A 21,004-nucleotide genomic window follows, 5' to 3' on the forward strand; every position below is an offset into this window, starting at 1 on the left:
ATATATTATGAGGAAAATAGGGATTAGTGTCAATACAACAAAAGATACGCAAGGGAAAGTGCTAGAGTACGTTATTAAATGCATAAAAAATAACATTAAAAATTCGTATATTGAAGTATTTGAAGACGGAATTATTAAGCAAGAAGATATTGTTGAACTTGAAATGCTGATCGTACTTGGTGGTGATGGTACAATTCTTAGAGCATCGAGAGCAATTGGAGATATTGATATTCCCATTTTAGGTGTTAATATTGGTCATCTTGGATTTTTGGCAAGTGTTGAGATTACAGAATTTGAGTATGCTATAGAGAAAATTGTAAATGGTAAGTATTATATAGAAGATAGAATGATGTTAAAGTGCAATATATGTAAATATGGAAAGGTGCGAAAAGAATTAAAGTTTGCTGCTTTAAATGATATTGTTATTACCAAGGGAACTTTGTCTAGAATAGTTGAATTTGACATAGAAATTAATAATAGTTTCTATACAAATTTTAATTCTGATGGGGTTATTATTTCTACACCAACGGGTTCTACTGCGTATTCTCTTTCAGCTGGAGGACCGTTAATATATCCAACGCTAAATGTTATTTCTATAACACCTATTTGTCCTCATACTCTTGCTATGCGGACATTGATAGTTGATGAAAAATCTAATATTAGAGTTAAGGTAAACGGAACTAACAACAATAACGATGTGTTTTTGACTATTGATGGTCAAGAAGTAATTAGATTTGAAGATGGCTATGAGGTAAACATTGAAGTTAATGATAAAAAATGTAGATTAATTAAATTAGAAGGTTATAATTATTTTAATATATTAAGAAATAAAATCATATCAAAAAATCGATGATTTGAGGGTGAAAATAATGAAAACTGAGAGACATGCTAGAATACTTGAAATAATTAATAGTATGGATATAGAAACTCAAGAAGAATTGGCCAAACAACTAAAACTTAAAGGAATTGATGTAAAGCAATCAACATTGTCACGTGATATAAAAGAACTTAGGTTAACTAAGGTTCTATCAGATAATAAAAAATATAAGTATGCGTCTATATCACATAAAAATAATGTAAAATCTGATAAACTTATAAAAATTTTTGCACAAACTGTTGTTAACGTAGAAAAGGTCAATAATTTTATTGTTATAAAAACCATGTCAGGTTCTGCCTCTGCTGCAGCAGAAGTATTGGATTCGTTAAATTTAGAAGGCATGGCAGGATGCATAGCAGGCGATAATACTATTTTTGTATTGATGAGAAATGATGAGCAAGCACAGATAATGGTGAGCAAAATTATAAAATTGATGAATGATTAGTTTATATAATTTAGATTTTTGTAAAATATAAGTTATAAAAATAGGAGGAAATATATGCTTTTACAGTTAAATATTAAAAATTTTGCTCTTATAGAAGAATTGAGTATAGAATTTGATAGGGGATTTAATGTGCTTACAGGAGAAACTGGTTCTGGTAAATCTATATTAATTGATGCAATAAGTTATGTATTAGGTGGAAAATTCAATAAAAATTGTATTAGAACTGGCGAAGAAAAAACATATGTAGAAGGAATTTTTACTATTGATAATGAGGAAGCTAAAATTTTTTTGGATGAAAATAGTATTGATTATGATGATTTAATAATCATAAGTAGAGAAACATTTAGGTCTGGGCGAAGTATTGCCAAAATAAATGGAAAATCATTAATACTTTCCCAAATAAGAAAAATTGCATCGGTTTTGATAGATATTCATGGACAACATAATAATCAAAATTTACTTAATCCAAGTAAGCATATTATGTACCTAGATTGGTATGGAAAAAATGAGCTTAAAGAGTATTTAACTGAATATAAAGAAAATTATAATTTAAGTAAGGAGATTGAAAAAAAAATTCGTAACTATGAATCACAAAAAGGAGAAGCAAATAAAAAATTAGAGTTTATTAAATATCAGATTCAAGATATTGATAATGCTGATTTAAAAGAATGTGAAGAAGAGGAATTAAAATCCAAATTTTTGATGTTATCAAATGCAGAAAAATTAGATGAAGTATTAAATAGATGTCATGAAACATTATATAATAGTACTGATTCATTCAAATCGGTTTATGATAACTTAGATAGTGTTATAAGGGAACTTAAGAGCATTGAAACATATTCAAAAGATGTTAAAGGCATAATAGAAGTATTGGAGAATAGTTACTATAATGTTGAACAAAGTATTCATGATATTTCAGAAATAAGAAATACTATTTACTATGATAAGAATGAAATCGACTATGTTAATGAAAGATTATATAAGATAGAACAGTATAAAAACAAATACGGAGAGAGTATTAAAGATATATTGGATTATAGAAAAAAACTAGAAAATGAATATTATGAAATTGAAAATAGCATAGATATTGTTAAAAATTTAAGACAAAAAAAGAAAGATATAGATGATATTTTAGGAGAACAAGCTAAGAAACTTCATGAAATACGATGTTTAGTTGCTTCTAAATTAGAAAAGAGAATTCATGAAGAGTTGAATTTTATAGGGTTAGAGAAATCAAAAATAAAAATAAATGTTATTTCGGAATCAAATTATAATAGCAGAGGTTGCGATAATGTTAAATTCTATATATCTACGAATCCAGGAGAACCATTAAAACCATTAGAGAGCGTAATCTCTGGTGGAGAACTATCGAGAATTATGTTAGCACTGAAGACAGTGTTTATTGAAAATGATAATATACCAACAGTTATTTTTGACGAAATAGACACTGGTATAAGTGGAAGAATTGCACAATGTGTTGGTGAAAAAATGTATCAGATATCAAAAATCCATCAAGTATTTTGTATAACCCATCTACCTCAAATAGCAAGTATGTCAGATCATAATTATTTGGTTAGTAAAAAAATAAAGAATAATAAGACATATACTCTTGTTACTAAAATGACTCATCTTGAAAAATTAAATTCAATTGCAAAAATGATTGGAGGAAGTGATATAACCGATTTAGCTATAGAACATTCAAAAGAAATGATATATATAGCTGAAGAAAAAAAGAAGAAGTTTGTAAAGCCATGATTCATATGAACTATGGCTTTATTATTTTACCTATAAAGTTTTAATAATAAAATTCTTTGGTACTAATTCAAATTATATTGTAGCATAATATAGGTCTTTATTGGGAAATTTAAATTTAACGAAAGAAAATTGGGGGGAAATTAATTATGAAGATAAAGCAAAAAATGATAAATTATTTTTTATTTCCTATTCTGATTTTTGGAATATTTAATTTATCGATTTTACAAGACTCCCACTTCTATAAGTGGGAGATTGAAGATTGTGCTTCAGGTGGAGTAGAGTCTCCACCTGAAGTCCCGATGTTTTGCTTTAGCAAAACGAGTTCACTGTATGCTTATAAAGACTTTAGTATGTTTCATAAAGAATATTCATCGAATGAAATTATGTGCTTTTTAAATAAAAAAAATAATTCTAATAAAAATTTTTCTGAAATAAAAGCAAATTGTAAGCACATTGCAAACAAGGCCAATATAAAAAGTTCAAACACAAAATCAATAAAAGATGTTAGATTATATCCTGGAGGACAGCCTGTTGGCATTAAAATAAATACAAAAGGTGTTTTAGTTGTCGGAATTTCTGATATAAAAACAGATATGGGTATAAAAGACAGTCCTGCTGCTTTAGCTGGAATTGAGATAGGTGATACCATTTTAAAGATTAATAGCGAGAAAATAAACGATTCTGAAGATGTTTCAAGAGTAGTTAATTACAACAAGAATAAGCAAATAGATATTCAAATAGAAAGGAATGGTGAAGTTTCAATAAAGAAAATAAAGCCTGTAAAGAGCATATCTGATGACAAATATAAGATAGGTCTGTGGATAAGGGATAGTACTTCAGGGATTGGAACATTAACATATTACAGTCCAAATAATCATGAATTTGCAGCACTAGGACATGGAATAACTGATATAGATACAGGGAAAATAATGAGCGTAAGAGATGGTGAGATAGTACCGTCAACAATATTATCGGTAAAAAAAGGAGTAAGAGGAGTTCCAGGTGAACTAAGAGGTATATTTACTAGCGAAGATCAATCATTGGGTAGTATAAAAATGAATACTGAATGTGGTATATTTGGAGTGGCAAGAGTTAATATATATAATCGTGTTTTTAGTACACCATTACCTGTTGCCTCGAAAAATGAAGTAAAAGTAGGAAAAGCTCAAATAATAACAACAATTGATGGTAGTGTTCCTAAATTGTATGATATTGAAATAGAGAAGTTAATTAAACAAAACAAGCCATCATCTAAGAGTATGATAATTAGGATTGTTGATAAAGAATTACTAGAAAAAACAGGTGGAATAGTTCAAGGAATGAGTGGAAGCCCAATTATTCAGGATGGAAAGATTGTGGGTGCTGTAACGCATGTGTTAGTGAATAGACCAGATGTAGGTTATGGAATATATATAGAATGGATGCTCAGAGATTCTGGTATTTTGGTGTCGCTTAATTGAAAGTAGTAAGTGTGAAATGTAGAAATATTCTAAAAAGGATAGTGCATATTATCTTTTTTAGAATATTCTTACAACAAAAGAACAGAAATTCACTCTTTTTAGAAGGAATTATGAGTTTTATGTAGAATACTATGATTGTTAGTATATGGAAGTTGATTTAGTATTCTAAATTAGCAATTTATTTTAAAGGGGAGTTTTTTATGGAAGAATCGAGAATAAGAGTTTTAATTGCAGATGATAACCAAGAATTTTGTAGTATTTTGAGTGATTATCTATTGACACAGAGGGATATTCTTGTTGTAGGCATTGCAAAAGACGGTATTGAAGCCTTAGAACTTATTGAGGAAAAGAAACCTGATCTTGTTGTGCTAGATATTATAATGCCTCAGTTAGATGGCTTAGGTGTGCTAGAAAGATTACATACTATGGAGATTGATTCACTACCTAAGATTATAGTTCTTTCTGCTGTTGGACAAGATAAAATAACTCAGAGGGCAATAACATTGGGTGCGGATTATTACGTTGTAAAGCCTTTTGACATGGATGTATTTACGAAAAGAATTCGACAAATGTATAATAATACGATATCCAGTGTTAACGAAAATGTTACGAAAACGGTGCATAATGATAGCGTTGAGAGGGTAAATGTGAGTGACAAAAGTAGAACTTTTGATTTAGAAGCTGAGATAACGAGTATTATTCATGAAATTGGTGTACCAGCACACATAAAAGGATACATGTATTTAAGAGAAGCTATTACAATGGTTGTTAATAATATGGAATTATTGTCTGCTGTTACAAAAGAATTATATCCATCAATTGCTAAGAAATATAATACTACGGCAAGTAGGGTTGAAAGAGCAATAAGACACGCTATAGAAGTTGCTTGGAATAGAGGGCAAGTTGATACTATTGACAAGCTATTTGGTTATACTGTGCATAATACCAAAGGTAAGCCAACTAATAGTGAATTTATAGCAATGGTAGCTGATAAGCTAAGATTAGAAAATAGGGTAAGCTAGATAGATGAGGTACCTATGTGCAGATGCATGTAGGTTTTATATTTTTGCATATAACCTTCCTGATTAACATAAATATTTAAATAAGATTGATTAGGGAGGATTGCTATGGTTACTCAAAATAAAAATTTTGTATTATTCAAAAAGCATATCAAGAACAATATTGTTTTATATGCTATTTCTGTGTTTTGTGTTTTAATAGGAATAGTATTGGGTGTTAATGTTGTTAAGCATACTGATCACATTAATAGAATGATTTTGAATCTAAATAATTATATTAATATGCTTAAAGACAATACAATTACATTCAAGAATTTGTTTTTGAATAGTTTGGTAGGGTATTTACCTTTTGTAATATATATTTGGATTTTCGGATTTACAATATTTGGAATACCATTTACAATATTATTAGATATGTATAAAGGATATACTGTGGGTTTTACTTTTTATTTTTTACTTTTAGTATTAGACTACAAAGCTAAATGGATAGTGTTGATGTTTATTATATTTCAAAATGTCATTTTTATACCTAGTGTAGTGATTTTTTCTGTTATTTCAATGCGTTTTTCACTAAAAATTAATTTGAAAAATATGAACAAAAACAAATCACAAAGTTTTTTTAGTCAAGTTATTTCATATTTCATTACATTTGTAATAATATTTTGTATAATGTCAATAGGATTTTTAGTAGAAGGTTTAACAGGTAGTATTTCTATGGATATATTAGCTAAAAATTTAGTGCATTGAAATAATAATGAAAAAATATTGTTAAGAATTTAAATTTACTAGACAACTATTTATGAAAATAGTAAAATAATATTTACAAGTTCTCGTAATATATAAGTGCTATGAAATATGTAGAATGATAGTATAGATACATGTAAATAATACTAGTGGAATGTTAAAATTATATTTTTAGCACAATAATTTATTGTTAGAAAGGAGTTGAGGGACATTGAACAACAGAATAGCATAGTGTTTTTGAATAATGTTGTTCAATGCGAAAGTTATGACAAATAGAGTGATACTTATAGTGTTAGATAGTGTTGGCATGGGTGAACTTCCTGATTCTGCAGAATATGGAGATAAAGGCAGTAATACTATTGGAAATATTTCAAAAAAAATTGGTGGATTGAAGTTGCCTAATTTAGAAAAATTAGGATTAGGTAATATTGATGGTATGGTTGGCATAGAAAAGTGTGAAGATGCAATTGGTGCATACGGAAGATGTGCAGAATTATCAAAAGGGAAAGATACCATAACTGGACATTGGGAGATGTCAGGTATTATTTTAAATACTCCATTAAATACCTATCCTAATGGTTTTCCTGATGACATAATAAAAGAATTTGAAGAAAAGATAGGTACAAAAATTTTAGGAAATAAAGTTGCTTCAGGTACAGAAATAATCAAAGAATTAGGTGAAGAACATCAGAAAACAGGATATCCTATTGTATATACATCTGCTGATAGTGTTTTTCAGATTGCGGCACATGAAGATGTAATTCCCCTTGAAAAATTATATGATATGTGTATGATTGCAAGAAAAATGTTAGTTGGCGATAAAATGGTAGGAAGGGTAATTGCAAGACCATTTATTGGTGACAAAGGTGAATATACAAGGACTGCAAATAGGCACGATTATGCTATTGATCCATTTGATAAAACAATACTTGAGTACATAAGTGAAAAAGATTTAAATGTGATGGCAGTAGGTAAGATTGAGGATATATTCAATGGAAAAGGAATTACAGATGCTGTTCATACAAAAGGAAATATGGATGGAGTTGATAAAACTTTAGAATATATTAAGACTAACAAAGCAGGGTTGATATTTACTAATCTTGTTGATTTTGATATGAAATATGGTCACAGAAATGATGTTGAAGGTTATGCAAATGCTCTTGTTGAATTTGATAATAGACTTCCAGAAATAATAGATGCTATGTCCGAACAAGATGTTTTAATAATAACGGCTGATCATGGCTGTGATCCTACAACAAGCAGTACAGATCATTCAAGAGAGTATATTCCAGTTTTAATTTACGGTTCACAAATAAAACCAAATGTGAATATAGGTACAAGAAAATGTTTTTGTGATATAGGAAAAACTATTCTTGATGTGTTGAATATTGAAAATGAATTAAATGGTGAAAGTTTCAAAAAAGTAATTTTACAAGATAAGCACTAAGTATAGAAATAAATATTAATAATTAAAATTTAATTAAACAAAAACAGGAGGATGAATACGAAAATGAATTTATTAAAGATAAAAGAAAGTGTTGATTATATAAAAAATATTATTAAGGAAGAACCAGAAATTGGAGCAATACTAGGCTCAGGGCTTGGTGTTATGGCAGATAGTTTAGAGGATAAAATAATAATCAAGTATTCAGATGTTCCTAATATGCCAAATTCAACTGTTAAAGGTCATGCAGGTCAATTTGTTTATGGTAAATTAAATGGTAAGAAAGTAATTATGATGCAAGGAAGATTTCATTACTATGAAGGAAATTCGATGGAGTTATTAGGATTACCTGTTTACATAATGAAATATTTAGGGGTTGAAAAATTAATAGTTACTAATGCAGCAGGAGGTGTTAATACGGAATATTCTCCTGGAGATTTGATGATAATAAAAGATCATATAAACTTTTCATTTAACAATCCGTTGATTGGACAAAATGATGAGGAAATTGGACCAAGATTTCCAGATATGTCTACTGCATATGATAGAGAACTTATTAAACTTGCAGAAGATACAGCAGCAGAATTGAATATAGATATTAAAAAAGGAACATATTTTATGATGACTGGTCCTTCATATGAAACACCAGCAGAAATTAGAATGATTAGGATATTGGGAGGAGATGCAGTTGGTATGTCAACTGTACCAGAGGTAGTAGCAGCTAATCACTGTGGTATGAAGGTATTGGGAATTTCATGCATTACAAATATGGCTGCTGGAATATTAGAACAACCATTAAATCATGCAGAGGTAATTGAAACATCTAATAAAGTTAGGAGCATATTTGTTGATTTTGTATCTGAATTGATAAAAAACATGTAAATTAGGAGGGGGTATTATGAGTCTTATAGATAAAATTAAATATGCTGCAGATTACATTAGAAATATATACTCTGGTAAAATTGATGTTGCTGTAATACTGGGTTCAGGATTAGGTTCTTTAGTAGAATATATTGATAATAAAGTTGTAATAAAATATTCTGATATACCAAATTTCCCCAAATCTACAGTAAAGGGTCATGCTGGAGAATTGATTATAGGTGATTTAGAGGGAAAAAAAGTACTGGCTATGAATGGTAGATTTCATTATTATGAAGGATATAGCATGGAAACAGTTACATTTCCTGTTAGAGTAATGAAGTTCTTAGGAGTAGAAAAATTGATTGTTACCAATGCGGCTGGGGGAATGAATCCAGAATTTGAACCAGCAGACTTAATGATTATTACTGATCATATAAATATGATTGGAGATAATCCATTAATAGGACCAAATTATGATGAACTGGGAGCAAGATTTCCAGATATGTCTAATGCATATGACAAACAGTTAATAGAACTTGCTAAGAATTGTGCTAAAAGATTAGATATAGATATCAAAGAGGGTGTTTATATACCTGTTTCAGGTCCAAATTATGAAACACCAGCAGAATTGAAAATGCTTAGAACTATTGGTGGAGATGCTGTAGGTATGTCAACTGTGCCTGAAGTTATTGTGGCTAATCACATGAGTATGAAAGTATTAGGCGTATCATGTATAACTGATATGGCACTTGCTGATGAATTAGAACCATTGGAACATTCAAAAGTTGTTGAGACTGCAAACAGGGCACAAAAGAAATTTGTTAATTTAGTAAAAGAGGTTATAAAAGAACTTTAATTTGCAAAAATATGGGTTAAATTACATGTTATGAGGAGTTGATATAATGAGAATGTATGATTTGATTCTCAAAAAAAGAAATGGTGAAGAGTTAACTACAGAGGAAATAAATTATTTTATTGAAAACTATACACAAGGTAATATACCTGATTATCAAGTTTCTGCGTTGCTAATGGCTATATTTTTTCAAAAAATGACTGAGAGAGAGACAGTTGACTTAACAATGGCTATAGTTAATTCAGGAGATACCCTGGATTTGTCTAAAATAGAAGGTATTAAGGTTGATAAGCACAGCACTGGTGGAGTAGGCGATACTACTACATTAGTTTTAGCACCTATGGTTGCATCACTAGGGATACCAGTAGCTAAGATGTCAGGTAGAGGATTAGGTCATACTGGAGGTACAATAGATAAATTGGAATCATTCGAAGGATTCTCTGTTGAGATGAGTGAAGATGAGTTTATAAGTAATGTTAATATGCATAAAATAGCTGTTGGCGGACAAACAGGGGTACTTGCACCAGCAGATAAAAAATTGTATGCTTTAAGGGATGTTACTGCAACGGTTGATAATATTTCTCTCATTGCTTCGAGTATTATGAGTAAAAAAATAGCAGCAGGTGCTGATGCCATTGTACTTGATGTAAAAGTTGGGGATGGTGCATTTATGAAAACACCAGAAGATGCTCAAGCATTAGCAGAAGAAATGGTTAAAATAGGAAATGGAGTTGGAAGAGAAACTAGAGCTGTTATTTCTGACATGGATCAGCCATTAGGCTTTGCTATAGGGAATGCATTAGAAGTAAAAGAGGCTATTAGTACATTGAAGGGTGAAGGACCTGCTGATTTACTTGAATTATGTTTGACATTAGGCAGCAATATGGTAGTTCTTGCGAAAAAAGCTGAAGATTTGAATCAAGCTAGAAAAATGTTAATGGATACTATATCTAATGGAAGTGCTTTAGCAAAATTCAAAGAGTTCATAGATGCACAAGGTGGGGATTCATCATTTGTTGATTTTCCAGATAAACTACCTAAAGCAAAATATATTATTCCAGTTGAGAGTGACAGAGATGGTGTTGTTGAAAAAATTAACGCTCAAAATATGGGATTGATTGCTATGGAACTTGGGGCTGGTCGAGCTACGAAAGAGAGCGAAATTGATTTAGCTGTTGGTATTGTATTAAGTAAAAAAAGAGGAGATAAAATAAGTAAAGGTGATATATTAGCATATGTTCATGCAAATGATGTTGAAAAGGCTGAAAAAGCGAAACAACAAATAATAAAGAATTTTGTTATTAGTAAAAATTATATAAATGATATTCCTTTGATATATAATATAATTAAATAGTTTTGTATTTTGTCTGGCGTTTGTTATCGCCAGACATTCTATTTTTTTGATAATTACTATATAAAAAGATTTGTGATAATAAAACGTGAATTTGGTAAAAATAATTATGAAAAATACTTAAGAGGAGGCTGTATGTAATGAAATCAAAATTGAATATTTGGTTATTATTATTAACTTTTTCAGTAAATATTTTTATTGTTCCAATGAAGGTTTATGCTGATGAAAAAGCTAACAGCGATGGTTCTATAAAAATTGAAGCTAAATCTGCTTTGTTAATGGAACCAAATAGCGGTAAAATAATTTATGAATACAATTCTCATAAAAAATTTGCACCTGCATCTGTGACTAAAATAATGGTTATGCTTTTAACTATGGAGTCAATTGATAGTGGTAATATAAAAATGAGTGATAAAGTAACTGTAAGTGAAAATGCTAAGAAAATGGGTGGAAGTTCAATGCTTCTAGATACTGGAGAAATACGAACGGTTGAGGAACTGATAAAGGGTGTAGGTATTGCTTCTGGTAATGACGCAGCTGTTGCGATAGCTGAATATATTGCAGGTAGTGAAGAAGCTTTTGTAGATATGATGAATAAAAGAGCAACTGAATTAGGAATGAAAGATACAACATTTAAAAATTGTACCGGCCTATCTGCAGAGGGACACTTGACTACTGCTTATGATATATCTATAATGTCTAGGGAGTTATTAAAACATCCTGCTATTTTGAAATATACGGGTACTTATATGGAAACTATTTCTGAAGGGAGAAAAACACCAATAGGACTCGTAAACCATAATAAATTAGTTAGGTTTTTTAAAGGATGTGATGGTTTAAAAACTGGTTTCACCAGTGAGGCTAAATATTGCATATCTGCAACCGCTAAAAGAAATAATGTTAGAATGTTGGCTGTTATTATGGGTGCACCAACATATAAAATTAGAAATAAAGAAGCATCTATGCTAATGAATTATGGTTTTTCAAAATTTGAATACAAAAAATTAGTTGAGAAGGATAATGATATAGAAAAAGTGATTTTTAACAAAAAAGGAGATAAATTTTTTATAGCTAAAGCAAGTAGCGATTTGGCAATTGCCGTTGAAAGAGGAAAAGATAATAAAGTTACGTATAAATGTCATATTGATAAGGATAAAAAATTCTACAAGAAAGGTGAAATGGTAGGATATTGTGAAGTATATTTAAATGGAACGCATATAGGAAATATAGATTTATATTCTGATAGGGATTTGAAAATTGGAGGTTTTATACAAAATATATTAATAAATTTGAATAGTTTATTTGACTTTTCAATTTAGTGTATTTTGATGTTCGACATGATTAACTGTATATGATAGAATGAATTATAGCTATATCATCGGTCACTGGCTGTTTGTTAATGTTTTTGTTTGCCAGTGTCCTTATAAAGTATTGAGGAGAGAAGTTTATGGCTTTGAGCGTTAAAACACAAAATTTTGAGGGACCATTTGATTTATTACTTCATTTGATTAAGAAAGATAAAATGAATATATATGATATTAGAATATGTGAAATAACGAATCAGTATTTAGAATTATTAAGGGAAATGAAGGAACTCGATTTGGATATTGCTTCAGAGTTTATTGTTATGGCATCAATTCTTTTAGAATTAAAATCTAAAGAATTATTACCTAAAAGTGAAAAAACGAATAAGGATGAAAGCGATGGAGAAGATACTAAACAACGTCTTATAGAAAAACTTATTGAATATAAAAAGATTAAGAATGCAGCTGAATTTTTAAAAGAAAGATTGGACAAAAAAGGAGTGATGTTTGCAAAAAAACCAGAGATTATTGAAGATAAAAACGAAGCTGAGGTGGGTGAAATATTAAAAAATGTAACTCTCATTCAGCTATATAATTTATATAATGATATAATATTTTTATTTCACAGTAAGATTAATGTTGAAAATAATATACAAAAAGAAATTCCTTTAGACTTATATAAAATAGATGATAAAATTAATGAATTAACTGATTATATCAATAAAAATAAAAGGGGTGAATTTTCATCTATAGTAAGAAAATGCTCATGTAAAATAGAAATAATTGTTACTTTTTTAGCATTACTTGAGATGATTAAGTTAAGAACTATAAGCATTGTTCAGGAGAATAACTTCAAAGAAATATATTTTGAAAGGACACAAGAAAATGAGTGATGAATATTTTAGTCAAATAGAGATTGAGGGACTCACAAATAAAACAAAGTATTTTTCAGTTATTGAATCTTTACTGTTTGTTTCAGGAGATTCTCTTAAATTGAAAGATATATCTAAAATAATAGAGTGCAGTGACAGTTTTACTAAAAAACTTATGGACGAGCTTATACATTTATATGAGGTAGACAATAGTAGAGGTATAAAGATAATAAGGATTAATGATTCATATCAATTGGTTACTAAGCCTAATAATAGCACTTTTATTAAAAAACTTCTCAATAAGAATAGCAGACAGTCTCTTTCGCAAGCAGCACTAGAGACACTGGCTATTATTGCGTATAAACAGCCTATCACAAAGCTTGAAATTGATGAAATAAGAGGAGTAAAAAGCGATAGAGCTATAACTACATTATTGAATAAAAAATTAATAAAAGAAAATGGTAAGCTTGATGTACCGGGTAGGCCTCTTCTTTATATAACTAGCGAAGAATTCTTAAAACATTTTCAGTTAGAAAATTTAAATCAGATGCCAAAATTAGAAAGCTTTGATGTTAAGGAAGATAACATTGGTGAAAACATAGATAAGTATATCGAAAAAACACTCCATCATAAGTAGATGGAGTGTTTTTTATGAATTACTTGATTTTTTCTTAGAAAAATCTTTTAGTATATCTAATATTTGAGGAATGCTATCAACTAATCTATCGTAAGTATTGGTTTGATCGACTGGTAATAATCTAACGGAATCTTTTTTGACTACTAAAAATGCGACTGGTTTAACTGTTACACCTGCTCCTGAACCTCCGCCAAATGGATATTTTTCATCTACTTTTTCTTTGTTATCTTTTGAAAATTCTGATCCACCAGAAGCGAAACCAACGGAAACTTTTGAAACTGGTAGAATAGTAGTATTATCATTTGCTACAACAGGGTTTCCTATAATAGTATCTACATCGATCATATTTTTGATATTTTCCATAGTGCTTTTCATTAAGTTTTCAATAGGGTGATTTTCCATCATTAACTCCTCCTTAATCGTAATTAATACTTTTATGATTCTTTTTAATATGCAAGTATGTTCTTAGCAATAATAACGTTACATAGATAATATTGGCTAAATTTATAATAATTATGCATTTAATTGTAACATTAAAAATTCTTTCACTGAATTTAGGTTTGAGTTTTATTTCAATACTTTTTACATTTAATATGTAATTTAATAAATTATATAAAATTGGATTAAGACAACCTAAGTATCCATAAGTTAATGCTGTAAGTGCAGCGTCATTAAGACCGAAATCTCCATATATTTTTAAAATTAATTTTGGTTTAAATTTATTATTCTGTAGTCTATTTAAAATAAAAAAATAGTCATTTAGTGAAAATTTTTTTATTTGTCTTTTTTTAGCCTTTTTTTTAGTGAGTTTTTCAATACTTATTTCTTTGGAGTTAAAATAAATTTTAAGTTTATTGTTAATATATTTCAGAGATAATTTAATCTTAATAGGGAATAATAAAACGGTAAAGATTATAATAAAAATTAATATTGTTTTAAGCATTAACAACCCTCCCTATATTTCACATATTGTATAGTTTAACCAATATTGAGTAAATATATATCAATTTTAAAGTTTGAGGTGCTAAAAATGAGTGCTAATATCAAAAAAATAATTGTAACTATTATGTTAATAGCTATTCAAATAATTGCTTTATGTAATAATGTTTATTCGTATACAAATGATTTATATATTAATGCTAGAAGTGCAATTGCCATGGACAGTAAAAGTAAAATAGTTTTGTATGAAAAAAATTCTAGAGAATTAATTCCAATGGCAAGTACTACAAAAATAATGACTGTTCTTATAGCTATTAATTATGGTAATCTGAATGAAAAGATTGAAATTTCTAGTAATGCAGCTAATATACATGGTTCACAGGTTGGATACAAAAAAGGTGAAAAAATAACTTTAAGGGAGCTTTTATATGGGCTTATGCTGAGGTCAGGTAATGATGCTGCAATTGCTATAGCTGAAGGTATTTCAGGTTCTGTTGAAAAATTTGTTGATTTAATGAATGAATATGCTGTTGAAATAGGATTAAGAGATACTCATTTTGAATCACCACATGGATTGGATAGCAATTACCATTATACAACAGCATATGATTTAGCATTATTAACTTCAATTGCTAAAGAAAATGATGTTTTTAATAAAATAGTTAGTACAAAAGACATAAGTGCTGAACAATATGGATTTACGAGAAGCTATCATAATATAAACAAAATATTATATTTAATTCCAAAAGCTAATGGAGTAAAAACAGGTTATACTGGAAATGCAGGAAAATGTTTAGTTTCTTCTATTGATTATAACAACAATGATATTGTTATTGTTGTATTAAATTGCCATCAAAGATGGAATGAAACTAAAAAGATTTATAATTATGTAAATCAAAATTATTCTTATAAATGTTTGATAAATAGCAATAAAATTTTAGGTGAAATAAGTTCGAAAAGATTAAATAAAAGTATAAAATTAGTTAGTCCTGTGGACGTAAATATTCCAATTAAGAAAGGGGCAAATTATTTATATAGAGTAGTTAAACCTAATTTTGAAATGGATGTACCTATATACAAAGGAATGCAAATTGGTCATATTGATATAGTTAAAGTTGAAAAAGGTGAAGAAGTTATTATGAGGATAAACACAGTATCAAATGATGATATAGATGTTAAGAATGGATTGTTACATTATTTTGATTATATAATAGAAAAGATATCATCAAAATAATGTAACAAAAGTAGTAGTGGAAAAATATTTTAATAGTATAGTACTTTAGGAGGTATTTACATGAGCTATGAACCTTTTGAATGTATTGATGCAGGAACGGAATATTGTGCTTGATACACTATAATGCGATTAAAGGAAGATAAAAGTTGCTTTAAAATGTTATCTTCATATCTTCCTTTAGTTTTATCTTTACAGTGCCACTATTTCCATCCCAAGTAATTTCTTTAACTAGGCTTTTAAATAATTTTTTTTTATCATTTATGTCACAAATATCAAATATATATTTTAAGCTACAAATTTTATTGAATAAAACATTTTCATTAGTATTTGAAATAGTTTGTTTAAATTTGTTTTGGGAAACATTATTGTTTTCATTGTTTAGATAGTCTATTTCAGATTTTATATGGTATATTTTGGGGATAATATATTCTGATAATGATGGTTCTTTTGATAACTGTGTAATTAGGTTGTCGATTTGTTTTTGTTTTTCTTTTATATATTTTAGATTATTTAAATTTTCATCATCATAATTACATTTTTGGTGCGAAATATATTTTTCTAGTAAAGAAATTAACATATTTCTATTAATTTTGATATCATCTAATTTTTTTATAACTTCATATTCCAATTCATCTACTCTAACATTTTTATTTGAACATTTTTTACCATTAGAAATATCTTTGCAACTACAAACATAATATAGTAATTTTTTACCGGTTTTTTTGCTAATATGACCATGTTTTACAATCATATTAGCACCACAATAATGACATTTTAAAATTCCTGTTAGAGAAGCAGTATGTGAAGTTCCTATTCTTGGGGCTCTACTTTTGTTTATATTCAATATTGTTTGTACTTTTAGCCAATCATTAGCATTAATAATTCCTTTATGCATTGAAATGGCAGCTATCCACTCACTCATATTTCTATAAATTTTATTACCTCTGCTTTTATTGTAAGTTAAGATTCCATGTATTCCATCAGGTTGTCCGCATGTTATCATGCCCTGATTACTTAAATACTGCATAACACTATCATCTGCTTTAACATAAAGAGGATTTTTTAAAATAAGTTGAATTTTTTTCTTAGTCCAGTTATAACCATTTTTGGTTCTTATATTTCGTATATAAAGATATTTATATACTTTAGACAAAGATTTAAATTCAATATATTTTGAATATATTAATTTAACAGTTGTAAGTTCAGATTCTATTGGAGTAAGAAAATAGATTTTTTTCTTTCTTCCAAATTCATCTGTAATTGTTGTAGATGTACTCTCAAAGCCTAGGGGGGTTTGACCTCCTAGCCATCTGCCAGATTTTGATAATTCAAGCATATTGTCTTTTATTCTTTCTCCAATAGTTTCTCTTTCGAGTTGAGCAAATACTGATGCAATATACATCATAGCTCTTCCTATGGGAGTTGAAGTATCAAATTGTTCGTTTATGCTTATAAAATTAATTTCTAATCTATCTAATTCGTTTATTAGCGTGGAAAAATCTGCAATATTTCTACTTATTCTATCTAATCTGTAACATATTAATGTATCAAATTTTTTTTCATGAGCATCTTTTATCATTTTTTTAAATTGAGGTCTGTCGATATTTTTGCCAGAAAACCCCTCATCTTCATAAATCAAAAATTGAGTTATGCCGATATTATAAGCGTATTTTTTGCAAAGTTCAATTTGTGTTTCTATAGATTCACCTTTACCGGTAAATTTTGATTTTCTAGAATAAATGGCTGCTTTCTTCATACACTCACCTTAAATTTGATATATATTAAATTATATTTGCATTATCTATTAAATTTAACCTTATTTACAAAATATTTGTAACAAAATATTAAAACTTTCATAGTATAAAGTATGAGTAAAATCAGGTATAGTAGGTGTTTATGATTAAAAAAGTTTATAAAGTTGAAATGATTTTACCTTTTAGTTCAATATATATTGAGAAAACAGTTACAGAAATTGTTTCTAATATATTAATTAATAAATTAGAAACAGAATATTTAATAGAGTTACTTACCAAAATTAAAAATGGTGATATTAATTAGATACCTGTTTGTTGCTTTTAAATATTTAAGACATGAAGTATAAACCAAAAGCTTCATGTCTTAAAAAATACAGTAAATTGTTAAAATATAATCAATTCGATTCTGAATGAATATATCATAAATCTTAAAATATAGTTGTTATAAAGTAATTAGTGCATAAAATATTGCATAAAATGTTGTGTAAAATAATAAATCAAAAAAAAATAAAATTTCTCTTGCAATTACAAGACATTGTGATATAATTAACGTGTAACAAGGAATAAAAAGATAGTAACTGTGTTAGAGTATTATATTTTTTTAGGGTTATTAGTTAAAATATTAACAAACTGTTGCGACTATTTTAGCTGATAGAGTAAATACTACCATATTAGAAAATAATATTAAATTTTAGTGAGGTGTATTGTATGTTAGTAAATAATACTGAGCAATTAATGAAAAAGTTAGAAGAAGTAAAAAAAGCACAAAAGGTATTTTCAAACTATTCTCAAGAACAGGTAGATGAAATTTTTAGGCAAGCAGCTATGGCTGCAAATAATGCGAGAATTGAGCTTGCAAAAATGGCAGTTGAAGAAACTGGGATGGGAATTGTTGAAGATAAAGTAATAAAAAATCATTTTGCATCAGAATATATATATAATAGTTATAAAGATGAAAAGACATGTGGGATTATTGAAAAAGATGAATCATTTGGATTGCAAAAAATTGCAGAGCCAATAGGTGTAATTGCAGCGATTGTTCCAACAACTAATCCAACAGCAACAGCAATATTTAAAGCATTGATAGCTTTAAAGACAAGAAATGGTATGATTTTTTCTCCACATCCAAGAGCAAAAAAATGTACAATTGCTGCAGCAAAGATAATATTAGATGCAGCAGTTAAAGCAGGGGCTCCTAAGGGAATTATTGGATGGATAGATGAACCTTCAATAGAGCTTTCTCAAGTTGTTATGAGAGAATGTGATATGATTCTAGCAACAGGTGGTCCAGGAATGGTTAAAGCTGCATATTCATCAGGGAAACCAGCTATTGGAGTTGGTTCCGGAAATACACCTGCTATAATTGATGAAACTGCTCATATAAAAATGGCTGTAAATTCTATACTTTTATCGAAGAGTTTTGATAATGGAGTTATATGTGCATCTGAACAATCTGTAATAGTTTTAGATAAAGTTTATAACGAAGTAAAAAAAGAATTTAGTGAGCGTGGAGCATATATATTAAGCAAAAATGAAGTAGATAAAATGAGAAAAGTTATATTAATAGATGGAAAACTTAATGCAAATATTGTTGGACAATCAGCTAGTAAAATTGCAAAGATGGCTGGAATTGAAGTTCCTGAAGAAACAAAAGTGTTGATTGGTGAAGTTCAATCAGTAGAACTTGAGGAACCATTTTCTCATGAGAAATTGTCTCCAATATTAGCAATGTATAAGGCAAAAACATTTGATGAAGCATTAGTAAAGGCAGAAAGACTTGTTGAATTAGGAGGCTTTGGACATACTTCAGTTCTATATACTGATACTATTAAATCTAAAGATAGAGTAGAAAAGTTTAGTTTAACTATGAAAACAGGAAGAACTATTATTAACATGCCTTCATCACAAGGAGCTATAGGAGATATATACAACTTCAAATTAGCACCATCATTAACTCTTGGCTGTGGTTCATGGGGCGGAAATTCTATTTCAGAAAATGTAGGTGTTAAACATCTGTTGAATATTAAGAGTGTAGCTGAGAGGAGAGAAAATATGCTTTGGTTCAGAGTTCCTGAAAAGGTTTATTTCAAATATGGATGTCTTGGAGTTGCATTAAAAGAACTAAAGGATATGGGTAAAAAGAAGGCATTTATTGTAACTGATAGAGTTCTTTATAAATTAGGGTATGTGGAAAAAATTACAACAATTCTTGAGGAAATAGGAATAGATTTTAAAGTATTTTATGATGTTGAGCCTGATCCAACTCTTAATGTAGCTAAAAAAGGTGCCGAAGAAATGAAGAATTTTGAGCCTGATACAATTATAGCATTAGGTGGAGGCTCTTCAATGGATGCTGCTAAGATAATGTGGGTGATGTATGAACATCCAGAAGTAAGATTTGAAGACCTTGCAATGAGATTTATGGATATAAGAAAGAGAGTGTATAAATTCCCACACATGGGTGAAAAAGCTATGATGGTTGCTGTTACAACATCTGCAGGTACTGGTTCAGAAGTAACGCCATTTGCGGTTATTACAGATGAAAAAACAGGTGTAAAATATCCTCTTGCAGATTATGAATTAACTCCAGATATGGCTATAATTGATGCTGAATTAATGATGAATATGCCTAAAGGATTAACTGCTGCTTCTGGTATTGATGCTTTAACACATGCATTAGAAGCTTATGTTTCAGTACTTGCTTCAGAATATACAAATGGTTTAGCATTGGAAGCTATAAGATTAATATTTGAATATTTACCAGATGCTTATAAAGATGGTCCTAACAACGTTAAAGCTAGAGAAAAAATGGCTCATGCATCGACTATTGCAGGTATGGCATTTGCTAATGCTTTCTTAGGAGTATGTCATTCAATGGCACACAAATTAGGTTCAATGCATCATGTACCTCATGGAGTGGCTAATGGATTATTAATAAATGAAGTTATAAGATTCAATGCAGTAGATAATCCAAGAAAGCAAGCAGCATTTCCACAATACAAATATCCTAATGCAAAATGGAGATATGCTAGAATTGCTGATTATTTACAATTAGGTGGTAATACTGATGACGAAAAAGTAGAATTATTAATCAAAGCTATTGAAGAATTAAAAGCTAAGGTTGATATTCCAAAAACAATTAGAGAGGCAGGAGTATCTAAAGATAAATTCTATGCTACATTAGATAAAATGAGTGAACAAGCATTTGATGATCAGTGTACAGGAGCAAATCCAAGATACCCACTAATAAGTGAAATAAAACAGATGTATATAAATGTTTTTGAAGGAAACAACAAAGATGCAAATAAAGAAAATAAGAATATAAAATAAAGATGCATTAATATAGTTACATGAAAACACTGTAAACCATTTTATAGGATTTACAGTGTTTTTTATTGAATTGTTTATAAAACTTTTGGCTTAGCAAAAGAGTTCGTTAGACTGGTATAAGCCTC

At 28.8% G+C, this 21,004-nt stretch carries 19 protein-coding genes; 16 read left to right on the forward strand and 3 right to left on the reverse strand.

What is annotated here, in order from left to right; all coding sequences use genetic code 11:
- Nucleotides 1-7 precede the first annotated feature (7 nt).
- From CLTEP_RS00470 to scpB, 13 genes are all read left to right on the forward strand, one after another.
- Complete coding sequence (locus tag CLTEP_RS00470; protein WP_066820918.1) at nucleotides 8-853, forward strand: NAD(+)/NADH kinase; 846 nt, start codon at nucleotides 8-10, stop codon at nucleotides 851-853.
- A 16-nt stretch (nucleotides 854-869) separates the two neighbouring features.
- Nucleotides 870-1,322 (forward strand): arginine repressor, encoded by a 453-nt coding sequence (locus CLTEP_RS00475; RefSeq protein ID WP_066820919.1) that lies wholly within the window; start codon nucleotides 870-872, stop codon nucleotides 1,320-1,322.
- 54 nt (nucleotides 1,323-1,376) lie between these two features.
- Entirely contained in the window at nucleotides 1,377-3,077 is a 1,701-nt protein-coding gene (recN, locus tag CLTEP_RS00480) for a DNA repair protein RecN (protein ID WP_066820927.1), read from the forward strand.
- 146 nt (nucleotides 3,078-3,223) lie between these two features.
- Nucleotides 3,224-4,537, forward strand: coding sequence for a SpoIVB peptidase (gene spoIVB, locus CLTEP_RS00485; RefSeq protein ID WP_242863841.1), 1,314 nt, complete (start codon nucleotides 3,224-3,226; stop codon nucleotides 4,535-4,537).
- Nucleotides 4,538-4,737: 200 nt separating this feature from the next.
- On the forward strand, nucleotides 4,738-5,559 hold the full coding sequence (spo0A, locus tag CLTEP_RS00490) for a sporulation transcription factor Spo0A (protein ID WP_066820930.1): 822 nt from the start codon (nucleotides 4,738-4,740) through the stop codon (nucleotides 5,557-5,559).
- 105 nt (nucleotides 5,560-5,664) lie between these two features.
- Nucleotides 5,665-6,303: a stage II sporulation protein M gene (gene spoIIM, locus CLTEP_RS00495; RefSeq protein ID WP_066820933.1), complete on the forward strand. Its 639-nt coding sequence runs from the start codon at nucleotides 5,665-5,667 to the stop codon at nucleotides 6,301-6,303.
- A gap of 262 nt (nucleotides 6,304-6,565) precedes the next feature.
- Nucleotides 6,566-7,747, forward strand: coding sequence for a phosphopentomutase (locus CLTEP_RS00500; protein ID WP_066821834.1), 1,182 nt, complete (start codon nucleotides 6,566-6,568; stop codon nucleotides 7,745-7,747).
- A 63-nt stretch (nucleotides 7,748-7,810) separates the two neighbouring features.
- On the forward strand, nucleotides 7,811-8,626 hold the full coding sequence (locus CLTEP_RS00505; RefSeq protein WP_066820936.1) for a purine-nucleoside phosphorylase: 816 nt from the start codon (nucleotides 7,811-7,813) through the stop codon (nucleotides 8,624-8,626).
- A gap of 16 nt (nucleotides 8,627-8,642) precedes the next feature.
- Nucleotides 8,643-9,461 (forward strand): purine-nucleoside phosphorylase, encoded by an 819-nt coding sequence (locus tag CLTEP_RS00510; RefSeq protein WP_066820937.1) that lies wholly within the window; start codon nucleotides 8,643-8,645, stop codon nucleotides 9,459-9,461.
- A gap of 46 nt (nucleotides 9,462-9,507) precedes the next feature.
- On the forward strand, nucleotides 9,508-10,812 hold the full coding sequence (locus CLTEP_RS00515; RefSeq protein ID WP_066820939.1) for a pyrimidine-nucleoside phosphorylase: 1,305 nt from the start codon (nucleotides 9,508-9,510) through the stop codon (nucleotides 10,810-10,812).
- 203 nt (nucleotides 10,813-11,015) lie between these two features.
- On the forward strand, nucleotides 11,016-12,128 hold the full coding sequence (locus tag CLTEP_RS00520) for a D-alanyl-D-alanine carboxypeptidase family protein (RefSeq protein ID WP_242863849.1): 1,113 nt from the start codon (nucleotides 11,016-11,018) through the stop codon (nucleotides 12,126-12,128).
- Between the two features lie 128 nt (nucleotides 12,129-12,256).
- Nucleotides 12,257-13,006, forward strand: coding sequence for a segregation/condensation protein A (locus tag CLTEP_RS00525; RefSeq protein ID WP_066820944.1), 750 nt, complete (start codon nucleotides 12,257-12,259; stop codon nucleotides 13,004-13,006).
- Complete coding sequence (scpB, locus tag CLTEP_RS00530) at nucleotides 12,999-13,622, forward strand: SMC-Scp complex subunit ScpB (protein ID WP_066821835.1); 624 nt, start codon at nucleotides 12,999-13,001, stop codon at nucleotides 13,620-13,622. The genes CLTEP_RS00525 and scpB overlap by 8 nt, the downstream gene beginning before the upstream one ends.
- Before the next feature lie 12 nt (nucleotides 13,623-13,634).
- On the opposite strand, the gene ytfJ is transcribed toward scpB, so the two are convergent.
- The gene (gene ytfJ / locus CLTEP_RS00535) at nucleotides 13,635-14,024 is read right to left on the reverse strand and encodes a GerW family sporulation protein (RefSeq protein ID WP_066820947.1); all 390 of its coding nucleotides are present in this window, start codon (nucleotides 14,022-14,024) and stop codon (nucleotides 13,635-13,637) included.
- Between the two features lie 13 nt (nucleotides 14,025-14,037).
- Complete coding sequence (locus tag CLTEP_RS00540; RefSeq protein ID WP_066820949.1) at nucleotides 14,038-14,565, reverse strand: DUF2953 domain-containing protein; 528 nt, start codon at nucleotides 14,563-14,565, stop codon at nucleotides 14,038-14,040.
- An 87-nt stretch (nucleotides 14,566-14,652) separates the two neighbouring features.
- On the opposite strand from CLTEP_RS00540, the gene CLTEP_RS00545 reads away from it, so the two are divergent.
- Nucleotides 14,653-15,795, forward strand: a complete 1,143-nt coding sequence (locus CLTEP_RS00545; protein ID WP_084364490.1) for a D-alanyl-D-alanine carboxypeptidase family protein — start codon at nucleotides 14,653-14,655, stop codon at nucleotides 15,793-15,795.
- A 151-nt stretch (nucleotides 15,796-15,946) separates the two neighbouring features.
- Here CLTEP_RS00545 and CLTEP_RS00550 read toward each other — a convergent pair whose 3' ends face one another.
- Entirely contained in the window at nucleotides 15,947-17,551 is a 1,605-nt protein-coding gene (locus CLTEP_RS00550; RefSeq protein ID WP_066820951.1) for a recombinase family protein, read from the reverse strand.
- Between the two features lie 140 nt (nucleotides 17,552-17,691).
- Between CLTEP_RS00550 and CLTEP_RS14795 the strand changes: the two genes are divergently transcribed.
- Both CLTEP_RS14795 and adhE read left to right on the forward strand, forming a co-directional pair.
- Nucleotides 17,692-17,853, forward strand: a complete 162-nt coding sequence (locus CLTEP_RS14795; protein WP_161938332.1) for a hypothetical protein — start codon at nucleotides 17,692-17,694, stop codon at nucleotides 17,851-17,853.
- 404 nt (nucleotides 17,854-18,257) lie between these two features.
- A complete protein-coding gene (adhE, locus tag CLTEP_RS00555; protein ID WP_066820953.1) occupies nucleotides 18,258-20,879 on the forward strand; it encodes a bifunctional acetaldehyde-CoA/alcohol dehydrogenase in 2,622 nt (873 codons plus the stop codon).
- Nucleotides 20,880-21,004 lie beyond the last annotated feature (125 nt).

The organism is Clostridium tepidiprofundi DSM 19306 (assembly GCF_001594005.1).
GTDB lineage: Bacteria > Bacillota > Clostridia > Clostridiales > Clostridiaceae > Clostridium_AC > Clostridium_AC tepidiprofundi.

What these genes read in the sequence shown, in the direction of transcription:
- CLTEP_RS00470 (WP_066820918.1), top strand. Translation starts at nt 8, where the DNA reads ATGAGGAAAATAGGGATTAGTGTCAATACAACAAAAGATACGCAAGGG.
- CLTEP_RS00475 (WP_066820919.1), top strand. Translation starts at nt 870, where the DNA reads ATGAAAACTGAGAGACATGCTAGAATACTTGAAATAATTAATAGTATG.
- recN (WP_066820927.1), top strand. Translation starts at nt 1,377, where the DNA reads ATGCTTTTACAGTTAAATATTAAAAATTTTGCTCTTATAGAAGAATTG.
- spoIVB (WP_242863841.1), top strand. Translation starts at nt 3,224, where the DNA reads ATGAAGATAAAGCAAAAAATGATAAATTATTTTTTATTTCCTATTCTG.
- spo0A (WP_066820930.1), top strand. Translation starts at nt 4,738, where the DNA reads ATGGAAGAATCGAGAATAAGAGTTTTAATTGCAGATGATAACCAAGAA.
- spoIIM (WP_066820933.1), top strand. Translation starts at nt 5,665, where the DNA reads ATGGTTACTCAAAATAAAAATTTTGTATTATTCAAAAAGCATATCAAG.
- CLTEP_RS00500 (WP_066821834.1), top strand. Translation starts at nt 6,566, where the DNA reads ATGACAAATAGAGTGATACTTATAGTGTTAGATAGTGTTGGCATGGGT.
- CLTEP_RS00505 (WP_066820936.1), top strand. Translation starts at nt 7,811, where the DNA reads ATGAATTTATTAAAGATAAAAGAAAGTGTTGATTATATAAAAAATATT.
- CLTEP_RS00510 (WP_066820937.1), top strand. Translation starts at nt 8,643, where the DNA reads ATGAGTCTTATAGATAAAATTAAATATGCTGCAGATTACATTAGAAAT.
- CLTEP_RS00515 (WP_066820939.1), top strand. Translation starts at nt 9,508, where the DNA reads ATGAGAATGTATGATTTGATTCTCAAAAAAAGAAATGGTGAAGAGTTA.
- CLTEP_RS00520 (WP_242863849.1), top strand. Translation starts at nt 11,016, where the DNA reads ATGAAGGTTTATGCTGATGAAAAAGCTAACAGCGATGGTTCTATAAAA.
- CLTEP_RS00525 (WP_066820944.1), top strand. Translation starts at nt 12,257, where the DNA reads ATGGCTTTGAGCGTTAAAACACAAAATTTTGAGGGACCATTTGATTTA.
- scpB (WP_066821835.1), top strand. Translation starts at nt 12,999, where the DNA reads ATGAGTGATGAATATTTTAGTCAAATAGAGATTGAGGGACTCACAAAT.
- ytfJ (WP_066820947.1), bottom strand. Translation starts at nt 14,024, where the DNA reads ATGGAAAATCACCCTATTGAAAACTTAATGAAAAGCACTATGGAAAAT.
- CLTEP_RS00540 (WP_066820949.1), bottom strand. Translation starts at nt 14,565, where the DNA reads ATGCTTAAAACAATATTAATTTTTATTATAATCTTTACCGTTTTATTA.
- CLTEP_RS00545 (WP_084364490.1), top strand. Translation starts at nt 14,653, where the DNA reads ATGAGTGCTAATATCAAAAAAATAATTGTAACTATTATGTTAATAGCT.
- CLTEP_RS00550 (WP_066820951.1), bottom strand. Translation starts at nt 17,551, where the DNA reads ATGAAGAAAGCAGCCATTTATTCTAGAAAATCAAAATTTACCGGTAAA.
- CLTEP_RS14795 (WP_161938332.1), top strand. Translation starts at nt 17,692, where the DNA reads ATGATTAAAAAAGTTTATAAAGTTGAAATGATTTTACCTTTTAGTTCA.
- adhE (WP_066820953.1), top strand. Translation starts at nt 18,258, where the DNA reads ATGTTAGTAAATAATACTGAGCAATTAATGAAAAAGTTAGAAGAAGTA.